The sequence below is a fragment of the Bacillus testis genome (assembly GCF_001243895.1).
Classification (GTDB): Bacteria; Bacillota; Bacilli; order Bacillales; family DSM-1321; genus Bacillus_AD; species Bacillus_AD testis.
Window position 1 is genome coordinate 477,651 of record NZ_LN851186.1, and the last position, 11,201, is coordinate 488,851.

At 43.0% G+C, this 11,201-nt stretch carries 14 protein-coding genes (1 of these 14 only partly in view); all 14 read left to right on the top strand.

Annotated features, from left to right (window positions below; all coding sequences use genetic code 11):
- Window positions 1-48: 48 nt before the first annotated feature.
- Window positions 49-399, top strand: coding sequence for a holo-ACP synthase (acpS, locus tag BN1765_RS02940; protein ID WP_050613772.1), 351 nt, complete (start codon window positions 49-51; stop codon window positions 397-399).
- A gap of 223 nt (window positions 400-622) precedes the next feature.
- Window positions 623-1,630, top strand: a complete 1,008-nt coding sequence (locus BN1765_RS02945) for a LolA family protein (protein WP_050613773.1) — start codon at window positions 623-625, stop codon at window positions 1,628-1,630.
- 147 nt (window positions 1,631-1,777) lie between these two features.
- Window positions 1,778-2,929, top strand: a complete 1,152-nt coding sequence (gene alr, locus BN1765_RS02950) for an alanine racemase (protein ID WP_050613774.1) — start codon at window positions 1,778-1,780, stop codon at window positions 2,927-2,929.
- A 148-nt stretch (window positions 2,930-3,077) separates the two neighbouring features.
- A complete protein-coding gene (locus BN1765_RS02955) occupies window positions 3,078-3,359 on the top strand; it encodes a CopG family ribbon-helix-helix protein (protein ID WP_050613775.1) in 282 nt (93 codons plus the stop codon).
- 7 nt (window positions 3,360-3,366) lie between these two features.
- Window positions 3,367-3,717, top strand: a complete 351-nt coding sequence (locus BN1765_RS02960; RefSeq protein WP_050616662.1) for a type II toxin-antitoxin system PemK/MazF family toxin — start codon at window positions 3,367-3,369, stop codon at window positions 3,715-3,717.
- Between the two features lie 308 nt (window positions 3,718-4,025).
- On the top strand, window positions 4,026-4,865 hold the full coding sequence (locus tag BN1765_RS02965) for an RsbT co-antagonist protein RsbRA (protein WP_050613776.1): 840 nt from the start codon (window positions 4,026-4,028) through the stop codon (window positions 4,863-4,865).
- Window positions 4,862-5,218, top strand: coding sequence for an STAS domain-containing protein (locus BN1765_RS02970; protein WP_050613777.1), 357 nt, complete (start codon window positions 4,862-4,864; stop codon window positions 5,216-5,218). Before BN1765_RS02965 ends, BN1765_RS02970 begins: the two co-directional genes overlap by 4 nt.
- 2 nt (window positions 5,219-5,220) lie before the next feature.
- Window positions 5,221-5,619: an anti-sigma regulatory factor gene (locus BN1765_RS02975; protein WP_050613778.1), complete on the top strand. Its 399-nt coding sequence runs from the start codon at window positions 5,221-5,223 to the stop codon at window positions 5,617-5,619.
- 11 nt (window positions 5,620-5,630) lie between these two features.
- Window positions 5,631-6,641: a PP2C family protein-serine/threonine phosphatase gene (locus BN1765_RS02980; protein ID WP_050613779.1), complete on the top strand. Its 1,011-nt coding sequence runs from the start codon at window positions 5,631-5,633 to the stop codon at window positions 6,639-6,641.
- Window positions 6,642-6,722: 81 nt separating this feature from the next.
- Complete coding sequence (locus tag BN1765_RS02985) at window positions 6,723-7,052, top strand: anti-sigma factor antagonist (RefSeq protein WP_050613780.1); 330 nt, start codon at window positions 6,723-6,725, stop codon at window positions 7,050-7,052.
- Entirely contained in the window at window positions 7,052-7,525 is a 474-nt protein-coding gene (gene rsbW, locus BN1765_RS02990; protein WP_050613781.1) for an anti-sigma B factor RsbW, read from the top strand. Before BN1765_RS02985 ends, rsbW begins: the two co-directional genes overlap by 1 nt.
- A complete protein-coding gene (gene sigB, locus BN1765_RS02995; RefSeq protein ID WP_050613782.1) occupies window positions 7,503-8,294 on the top strand; it encodes an RNA polymerase sigma factor SigB in 792 nt (263 codons plus the stop codon). Before rsbW ends, sigB begins: the two co-directional genes overlap by 23 nt.
- On the top strand, window positions 8,291-8,899 hold the full coding sequence (locus tag BN1765_RS03000; RefSeq protein ID WP_050613783.1) for a PP2C family serine/threonine-protein phosphatase: 609 nt from the start codon (window positions 8,291-8,293) through the stop codon (window positions 8,897-8,899). The genes sigB and BN1765_RS03000 overlap by 4 nt, the downstream gene beginning before the upstream one ends.
- Before the next feature lie 412 nt (window positions 8,900-9,311).
- Window positions 9,312-11,201, top strand: partial view of a Tex family protein gene (locus tag BN1765_RS03005; protein WP_082195401.1) — the 5' portion only. 315 nt of this gene lie beyond the right edge of the window; 1,890 of the gene's 2,205 nt are visible here — the first part of the coding sequence; the start codon lies at window positions 9,312-9,314; its stop codon lies off the right edge, out of view.

Below are 11,201 nucleotides of genomic sequence, written 5' to 3' on the forward strand. Positions count from 1 at the left end.
AGTTAGTATAAAGTATGCATGTACATTGAAGGATAGAAGGTGTTGGATATGATTAAAGGAATTGGAATGGATATTGTAGAAATCACCCGCATCGGAAAATTACTTGAACATCAACCTAAATTTGTCCGGCGGGTTTTGACAGATAGCGAGTTTGAAACATACCAGTCCTTAAAAGGGCATAGGCAAATCGAGTTTCTTGCCGGGCGTTTCGCGGCCAAAGAAGCGTTTTCCAAAGCGTTTGGAACGGGGATTGGCGAACAATTGGGCTTTCATGATATCGAAATCCAATATGGTCCGTTTGGAAAGCCGGTCATTGCAAAGCCTTTTGCCAAAGGAGCCCATCTCTCCATAACCCATAGTAAGGACTATGCAGCCGCCCAGGTGGTTTTAGAAGAATAGGCGATCCCGTTTAAGCTTGTCAGGACTTGGACATATTTTTCATTTGCGGCTCATATACTTTTAGTGCGATAGATGAGACAAGGACGGAAATGGGAATGGAATGATGGCTTTTACCTGCTAACTCTTTGCAGACAACGATTGATGACGGTAAACAACAACTTCCAGGGGAAACGGATCCTGTTTTGTCTCTCTTTTTTTGTAAATAAAAGAAGGGGCTGAAACGATGAAGAAAACGATAGTACTGTTCGTAAGCTTAATCTTGGTTCTGTCATTGGCTGCCTGTGGGCAAAAGTCGAAGGAAGATGTCGTCAAATCACTGAATGACAAAGTGAGTGACATGAAGAGCTATAAGGCTAAAGCGAAGATGACGCTGAAAATGGGGGAAGATCCCCAAGTGTATGATGTTGAAATCTGGTACAAAAACCCGGATTTTTACCGTGTGAAGCTTAAAAATGAAAATAAGGACCAAAGCCAAATGATCCTCCGCAACAAAGAAGGAGTATATGTGTTGACGCCAGCCCTAAACAAAAGCTTCCATTTTCAAAGTGACTGGCCAAAGAACAGTTCACAGGCTTATTTGTACGAGTCCATCGTAAAGGATATCATGGAGGATTCAGACGCGAGCTTTAAAGCCACAGAAAAACATTATGTGTTCGATACTAAAACGCGCTACCAAAACAACAAAATGCTGCCTACGCAGGAAATTACATTTAATAAAAAAGATTTGACGCCTGTGACCGTGAAAATAAAAGACCCTGACCAAAATGTTTTGGTGAAGGTCGATTTTTCGAAAGTGACGTTTAATTCATCATTCAATAAAGATGCATTTGACATGCAAAAGAACATGACAGGGGCTCAACTCGGCAAAACGGTGGCTGCTGACGGCGGCACCGGGGAATTCACAGTGAAATATCCGTCCAATACAGCTGGTGCCACCCTTGTTGCCGAAAACGAAATGAAGGTGGAAGACGGCAGCCGATTTATCCTGACGTATGAAGGTGCGCGCAATTACACGATGATTGTGGAAAAGGCGGATGTTATGGAAACAACTTTGGCTTCCAGACAGATGCTGGGCGATCCGGTCGACCTAGGGTTTACAATCGGGGCCCTTTCCGATAAGAGTGTAACGTGGACGTATGAAGGAGCCGACTATACGATTGCCTCGAACAATATGACGAAAGAGGAATTGGTGGAAGTAGCGAGGTCTGTTCAGGGGACCAGCATCAAATAAGATAAGGGGCGGGCTGAATGCCTGCCTTCTTTTTTTAGCGCCGTTTGTATGAGGGATGCTGCCTTTCAAAAAAAGCCTCTTTGCGTTATCCTATAATATATACTTGTAACATTCACAACAAGATTAAAAGAAGGAAGGTAAGCTCCGGTGGAATCAACTTTTTACAGAGATACGTGGGTTGAAATTAATCTGGACCATATTAAGGATAATGTTAGCGCTGTGAAAGGATATCTGGCTAAAGGCGTGCAAATTTGCGCAGTGGTAAAAGCCAATGCCTACGGCCATGGAGATATAGAAGTTGCGAAGGCGGCGATTGAAGCCGGTGCCACCTGTTTGGCGACCGCTTTTTTGGACGAAGCAATTGCCCTGAGGAAAAAAGGCATAATAGTCCCAATCCTTGTGTTAGGTGCGATAAGAGCGGCCGATGTGCCTATTGCTGCCGCTTATGAAATATCTGCTACAGTTTACAATAATGAATGGCTGCAAGAAGCAGCGGGTAACCTAGCGGCTGAAAAGCCTTTGCGGGTCCATATCAAATGCGATACCGGCATGGGCCGATTAGGCTATAAGCATATGGAAGACATAAAAGCCGCAGAGAAAATGATTATGTCATCGGATTGCTTTGAACTAGAAGGGATTTACACCCACTTTGCCACAGCGGATGAACTTGACCTTACTTATTATCATAAACAACTTGGAACATTTAAAGAGATGGTGTCTATTCTAGAGACTAAACCCCCAATCGTCCACTGCAGCAACAGTGCAGCTTCTCTCCGTTTTGAAGAAGCTTGGTATAATGCCATCCGTTTGGGCATATCTATGTATGGATTAAGTCCGTCGCCGGCCATAAAAGAGCTGCTCCCGGTTCCATTAAAAGAAGCGTTCTCTCTGCATAGCAGAATTGTCCATGTTAAAAAGATCAAGCCTGGTGAAAGCGTGGGCTATGGAGCCACTTACACAGCAGCCGAGGAAGAATGGATCGCGACCATTCCTATCGGATATGCGGATGGATGGCTGCGCAAACTGCAGGGCCAGGAAGTCCTGGTTGATGGCCAGAAAATGCCGATTGTCGGCAGAATCTGCATGGATCAGTGCATGATCAGGCTTCCGCGCCACTATCCGGAAGGCACCAAGGTCACCTTGATTGGTGAGAACAATGGCTCGTTTATATCGGTCGATGAAATAGCGGCGAAGCTTTCGACAATCAATTATGAAGTGGTCTGCATGATTAATCAGCGAGTGCCGAGGGTCTATGTGGAAAACGAAAAGATAAGCTCCATACGCAATCCATTAATCTGAAATAGCGATTCCATGAATAAAAATATACGGTAATTGCTTATACTAATAATATGGAAAAACCAATATTCTCTTTTCATATTTCCTTATTAATGGTAATATGAAGACTGAAATAGTATTAGGTGTGTAGTGATGGTGGAGGTGTATGCTTATGTCTGAACCCAGAACAGTAAAAGAAATAGTCATTCAATTGCCTCAAAGTCTCTTGATGGAATTAGACGGTTATGTTCAAGAGGACAACATTACCCGTAACGAACTGCTGTATCGTGCAACCAAAATGTATATTCACGACAGAAAAAAGAGAAAACTGCGTGATGAGATGAAACGCGGCTATATTGAGATGGCTGCGATTAATCTGACCATTGCTTCGGAAGCCTTTCTTGCAGAATACGAGGCTGAGCACTGCGTTGAACGATTAGTAAGCGGAGGTTGATCCTTTGATCGTGGTTAAGCGTGGAGACGTATATTATGCAGATTTGTCCCCTGTGGTCGGTTCGGAGCAAGGAGGGACCCGCCCAGTGCTGATTATTCAGAACGATATCGGTAACCGTTTTAGCCCGACTGTCATTGTGGCTGCCATTACAGCGCAAATACAGAAAGCTAAGCTTCCAACGCATGTAGAAATAGATGCAAAAAAGTATGGCTTCGAACGAGATTCTGTCATTCTTTTGGAGCAGATACGTACCATTGATAAGCAGCGCTTAACGGATAAGATTACTCATTTAGATGACCATATGATGAAGAAAGTAGACAACGCTTTACAAATCAGTACGGGGCTAATTGAATTCTAAAAACGAAATAGATAAAAACAAAAACCTTCCCTGAAGCTGGAAGGTTTTTTTTATGCGCGTAAAAGCCTATAATTGAATTAGTCATTACATTTTAAATATTTGACGATATTTAGCTTAAACAAGTATATTGAAAATATATAGATTTGGCTATACATGTACATTTATGAAGGCTGATTATCAGGAAATCATCTGCAATCCGAAGTGCCTGTATGCAAATGGAACGGAATATGAAAGATTATCTACGAAAGAAACCATATTTATGACAGAATAATTCTAAATTTTTGATGTGTTAAAATAGGAGGGCAATAATGCATAGAAAAGTATTTACCTATATTACCGAAAATAAGAGCCGCATCTTGGAACAGTGGATGGAAGGAATGAAACAAGAGAGCGATGAACGGATTGTCCGTGTTGTTTCAGACCAGATGTTCTTCGACACAAGCAATGAATTCATCGAACTGATTGTCTCAAATGTTAAAGAGTCGCATGAGGAGTTCGTGGATAAGTTGACCGATTTTGCCGAGAAGGTAGTCCGTTTAGGTTGGACACTTCCCTTTGTGATCGCGGGATTGCAAAAGTTTAATTTTATTGTGATGGAAGGCATGATTAGGGAAGAACTGATCACGTCGGATAACCAGATTGACATGCTGGCTGATTTTGAGAGTTGGTCAAGCCCGATGAATACGGAAATCATTAATGCCTACACTCAATCCTGGGAAAAGACGGTCTCTTTGCAAAAAATTGCTTTACAGGAATTATCTGCCCCACTTATTCCTGTACATGAAGGCATCACTGTCATGCCGTTGGTCGGAACAATCGATACAGAAAGAGCGAAACAAATTATGGAAAATCTTTTGAACGGCGTTGTTAAGCACCGTTCAGAGGTCGTTTTAATAGATATTACAGGCGTTCCTTTAGTCGATACTATGGTCGCCCATCATATAATCCAGGCAGCGGCAGCCGTCCGTTTGGTCGGGGCAACATGCATGCTCTGCGGCATCCGTCCTGAAATCGCCCAAACAATCGTCAATCTGGGCATTAACTTGAACGATGTGATCACGAAGAATTCACTAAAAAGAGGCATTGAGGCTGCTTTAAAGCTTACTAATCGAAAAATCATAGAGGTAGAGGCGGAGGAAGTCTTATGAGAATACCAATATTAAAGCTGTATAATTTCCTTTTGGTCTCCATTCAGTGGGAGCTTGATGATGCTACGGCGCTTGAATTTCAGGAGGATCTTCTCCGCAAAATACATGAAACCGGCTCTAATGGCGTCGTAATTGATATAACATCAATTGATTTCATCGATTCTTTCATTGCAAAAGTATTAGGCGATGTGGTCAGCATGTCCAAGCTGATGGGAGCGAAGGTTGTCATCACAGGGATTCAACCAGCTGTTGCCATTACTTTGATTGAATTGGGTATCACTTTGAACGATGTCTATACAGCTCTAGATTTAGAAAAAGGTTTAGAGAAATTGCAACAGGAACTGGGGGATTGAGTATGCATCAACCCTTTGTGAAAATAGTCAATGAATGGGATATAGTGGCTGCACGTCAGCTGGGGCGGAATGTAGCGAAAGAAATAGGGTTCGGTACAGTTGACCAGGCGCGTATCACCACTGCAATCAGTGAGCTTGCGCGTAATATATACTTATATGCCGGCCATGGGAAAATTACAATAGATAAAATCGACGAAAAGGGAAGAATAGGAATTCTGATTCATGCCCAGGACCAAGGGCCAGGAATTACGGATATCAGACGAGTGATGGAAGATGGTTATACCACATCGGGCGGTCTGGGAGCTGGGCTTCCGGGCGTGAAACGATTAATGGATACTTTCGAAATTGATTCCATCCCAGGTACAGGAACCGATATTCGTGCGACGAAATGGCTCCGTTAGGGGGAAGTGACATGCTTAATAGAGAAAATATTGAGGAACTTTATCGCGAAACGTTGGCTGCTTACGTGAAGGAGCAAAGCGAGGAAGTTCTGTATAAGGGGCAGCAACTCAGTAGAAAGACGATCGAGCAGGATGTGGCCCCTGAGGAAATCATCAGCTGGCATAAAAGCGTTTTGCTGGATCTTTTTCCTGAAACACGCTCAGAAATCCTTGATTCGCTTGACTTTCTGCTGGAAGTCATGATGGGATACGGATTGGCATATCGCGAAAACCAAAGCCTGCGCCATTTCCAACAAGAACTGAAATCGGAAATGGATATAGCCGCCAACGTACAAAACACCTTGCTTGAGACAAAAATCCCGGAAGTTCCCCAATTGGAAATTGGCGCTGTTTCTGTGCCGGCCAAGCGGATGAACGGGGATTACTATCACTTTATCCAGGACGAGGAAAATTGCATAGGTGTAGGGATCGCGGATGTTATCGGCAAAGGGATTCCTGCAGCTCTTTGCATGTCCATGATTAAATATGCGATGGACAGTATACCCGACCAGCGCCACGAACCGGGAAATGTCTTAAAGTCGCTGAATAGAGTAGTGGAGCAAAATGTGGATCCAAGCATGTTTATCACTATGTTTTATGGGTTATATAATCCTGCGACGGCGATTTTTTCATATGCTTCTGCCGGCCATGAAATCCCTATGTACTATAGTGCTGCGAGTGGCCAATTCGAGGACTTATATGCTAAAGGATTGCTGCTTGGAATCAATAAGGAAACAAATTACCAACAATACGAACGCCATGTACAAATCGGCGACATGATTATCCTCATGTCTGACGGCGTGACAGAATGCCGCACAGATGAGGGGTTCATCGAAAGAGAATACCTGGTGAATGAAATTAATAAGAATATCCACCTCCATCCTAAGGAGATTGTCATGAATGTTTATAAACACTTAGAAAAGCTCCAACATTTTCAGTTGAGAGATGACTTCACCATGATTATTTTAAAACGAGTTTCCTAAAGATGGTTTCGTATTAAAAAGGAATGGGTATATAATGCGTAACTAAAAGTAGTTAGGAATAGACAAGGTGGGAAGTGCCAAATGAATATTAAAATAGACGTAAAACAAGAGGATACAAACATAGAAGTTACTGTACAAGGTGAAATCGATGCTTATACCGCTCCAAAATTGCGGGAGACTCTTTTCCCATTGGTTGATCAGGAAGGAGTCCGTATGACGGTGGATTTATCGGGAGTAGGCTATATGGATAGTACCGGGTTGGGGGTTTTCGTCGGTTTGTTCAAAAATATCCGGGCACGTGAAGGTGATTTCAGAATTATTGGAATGTCAGATCGTTTGAAACGCTTATTCGATATAACGGGATTGGCTGATATAATTCATATAACGAGTGACATAAAGGGTGGATTGTAATGAAAAAAGGCTATGAATATGTTGAAATGAAGATTCCGGCTAAGCCTGAATATATCGGAGTTGTACGTTTAACCATTTCTGGGATTGCCAGCCGAATGGGCTTTTCTTATGATGATATCGAAGATTTGAAGATTGCCACAAGTGAAGCTTGTACCAATGCGGTCCAACATGCCTATAAAGGAATGGAAGAAGGAGAAGTGACAATCGGATTTGGCCTTTATCCGGACCGACTTGAACTCATGGTTGCCGATAACGGACAAAGCTGTAATTTCGATGAAGTTCGCCAAGGCTTAGGACCTTATGAAAAAGAGCAGCAGGTAGAGTTCCTTAGAGAAGGAGGACTTGGGCTGTATCTGATTGAGACACTAATGGACAAAGTCAAAATCCATCAATACCAAGGTGTTACGGTATTTATGACTAAGTTTGTTCAAGGAGAGCAGGTGGAGACTGATGCAAAAACACTCTCAACCTAATCAAGAACAAAGAGAACAAGTAAATGCTTGGATTAAGGCTTATCAACAACACCAGGATGAAGAAGCCCAAAACCAACTTGTTCTTCATTACAAAGGGCTGGTTGAGACGATTTCCCGTAAATATGCAAAAGGGCGATCCTTTCAGGAAGATATCTACCAAGTAGGCATGATTGGTTTATTGGGGGCGATCCGCCGTTATGATGAAACGTACGGCAAAAGCTTTGAGGCATTTGCCGTTCCGACCATCATTGGGGAAATCAAGCGTTTCCTCCGTGATAAAACGTGGAGCGTCCATGTGCCTCGGCGCATTAAAGAGCTAGGTCCGAAAATCAAAGTGGCCGTTGAAGATTTGACGACTGAATTGCACCGTTCACCCCGCGTGGAAGAGATAGCCGACTATCTTGAAGTCTCTGATGAAGAAGTGTTGGAAGCGATGGAAATGGGCAAGAGCTACCAAGCTTTATCCATTGACCACACGATTGAAGCAGACTCGGATGGAGGGACAATCACATTGCTTGATATTTTTGGCAATGTGGAAGAGGGATATGAAAAAGTAAACCAGCGCATGGTTTTGGAAAAGGTTCTTCATGTCCTTTCAGATCGGGAAAAAATGATTATCCAATATACATATCTGGATAATTTAAGCCAGAAAGAAGCAGGTGAAAAACTTGGTATCTCACAAATGCATGTTTCACGCCTTCAACGCCGGGCCATCAAAAAGTTACGGGAAGCAATCCATGCAGAAGGCAGCTCGGAGTTTGTACGATGATTAATGAGTACATCAGCAATGACAAAGTCGAAGTGAACGTGAAACAGTCAGCGAAAGATAATGCAAAATATTGCGGAGATTCATATTATTTCATAACGACTGAATCTTATTTCATTTGCGTCTTGGCAGATGGCTTAGGCAGCGGGCAGTATGCGCATGAATCTTCGGATGCAGTCATTAAGGTGGTTGAAGAGTGCCACCATTTGCCGATTGAGGATCTACTGTCTGAATGCAATAGTGTATTATTGAACAAACGTGGTGCAGCCGTCGCTGTCATCAAGGTCTTTTTTGAAACCCATGAATGCCAGTTTATTTCGGTAGGGAATATCCGTTTTTTTATGTATAAGCCTTCGGAAAACAAGGTGATTTATCCCCTGCCGATTTCAGGCTATTTATCCGGAAAAGCAAGAAAGTTCAAAAGACAGACGTTTTCTTATGAACCACATGCCCGGTTCATTATTTTTTCGGACGGCATGGAATTAAAAGAAATTAAATCGTACATCAGCAAAAGCTCATCGATTGCCCATCTTTCAGAAGTAATCTGGAATGCAAACGTAGCACATGCTGATGACGTGACATTTATAATGGGGAGCCTGCTTCAATAAGAAGCAGGCCGTTTTTGTTTTTGAGATTGATAGATGATTTTGCTTTCAGAGCGTTCCGATTTGTACATCCCTGAACGTGCCCTTCCGCTTTTCGTGATCCAGCTGCAATCACCCAGCTCCTAGCAAACTTCGCACATTTCTTCTACGATAAGTCAACATCAGCTCTCTTTCGTTCGCTGTGTTTCCTTTATCTCAAAGAAAGGTACTCCAGTTTGTACGGAGCTAAACGGGTGTTCTCGCTTTTCTTTGATCCAGCTGCAGGGCACAGGGATTAGCAAACTTCACGCTTTTCTTCTACGATAAGTCAACATCGGCTCGTACCTCACCGTGTTTCCTATATCTCAAAGAAAACCGCTCCAGTTTGTACATCCCTGAACGTGCCCTTCCGCTTTTCGTTTGTTAAAATGGGGGTATGTCTTTTATTTTGGAGGGGATTTTTTTGGATGTTGTTTCTGCTACACTGATCGATATTAATAAAACGATTGCTGCGGAATTGAATATAAGCACTCGTTCTGTTCAACAGGTTATTTCGTTGCTGGAAGAGGGCAACACGGTGCCTTTTATTGCCCGTTACCGTAAGGAGATGACAGGTAGTCTAGATGAAGTGCAAATCCGTGACATTATGACACGTTGGCAATACCTTGAGAACCTGCAAAAGAGAAAAGAAGATATTCTCAGATCTATTGAGGAACAAGGGAAACTTACCGATGAATTGCAAAAGCAAATTATGAGGGCAGATAAGCTGCAACTCGTTGAGGACTTATATAGACCGTATAAACAAAAGCGGCGGACCAAAGCAACTGTAGCTAAAGAAAAAGGGTTGGAAGCTTTGGCGAACTGGATAATGGGCTTTCCGAAAAAAGACTCGCCGCTGGAAGAAGCACAGCGGTATGTCAGCGAAGAAAGCGGAGTGGCAACGGCAGAAGAAGCGCTTGCGGGCGCTAAAGATATCATCGCTGAATCAATCTCTGACGATCCTAATCTTAGACAATGGATTCGTACGGCCACCTTTAAATACGGCAAGATTCATTCGGTTTTAAAGGATGCCGAGAAAGACGAAAAGCAGGTATACGAAAATTATTATGACTATGAAGAGCCTGTCCAGAAAAATGTTCCGCACAGAGTATTGGCAATAAACCGGGGAGAAAAGGAAGATATTTTGAGAGTATCGATTAAGATGGATACGGACAAAATCTTTTCTTATATGAACAGGCAAGTCATACCGCATGGCCGCTCAGTTGTCGATGAAATCGTAAAAGAAGCGATAGAAGATGCCTATAAGCGATTGATTCAACCCTCTGTTGAAAGAGATATACGGAATGAATTGACAGAAAAGGCGGAGGACCGAGCCATCCATATCTTTGCCGAGAATTTGAAGAATTTATTGCTGCAGGCGCCTATGAAGGGAAAAATGGTATTGGGTGTTGACCCTGCTTATCGGACAGGCTGTAAATTAGCCGTCGTTGATCAAACAGGGAAGATGGAACAGGTCGGCGTTATTTATCCCCATCCTCCAGTGAACAAACGCGAGAGTGCCATTAAAACAATGAAAGATATTATCTCTAAATACCACATTGAAGTAGTCGCTATAGGGAATGGGACTGCGTCAAGAGAAACGGAACAATTGGTCGCAGATGTCCTGAAAGAAATGGATGAACCGATCTACTACATCATTGTGAATGAAGCGGGCGCCAGTGTGTATTCTGCTTCAGATTTAGCCCGTGAGGAATTTCCAGATTTGCAAGTGGAAGAAAGAAGCGCCGTCTCTATAGCGCGCAGATTGCAGGATCCTCTGGCTGAACTTGTGAAAATTGATCCTAAATCAGTTGGTGTAGGCCAATATCAACATGATGTATCGCAGAAAAAATTGAATGATTCGCTGACATTCGTCGTGGAAACAGCGGTGAACCAAGTGGGCGTTAATGTGAATACAGCTTCCGCATCTTTATTGCAATATGTCGCAGGGCTTTCTAAAAGTGTAGCGACAAATATTGTGAAGAAAAGAGAAGAAGAAGGAGCATATACATCGAGGGTGCAATTGAAAAAAATTCCCCGGCTTGGCGCAAAAACATATGAGCAATGCATCGGATTTTTGCGGATACTGAACGGGAAAGACCCTCTAGATTCGACAGCGATCCATCCGGAAAATTACAAGCAGGCAGCCGAACTGTTGAAGAAGATGGATTTTACCACGAAAGATATTGGGACTCCCCACCTCCGTGATGCTCTAAAAGAGATCAACCCAGAGCGCATGGCAGAAGAGTTAGGGATAGGAGAAATAACGCTCAAAGATATAATCGAT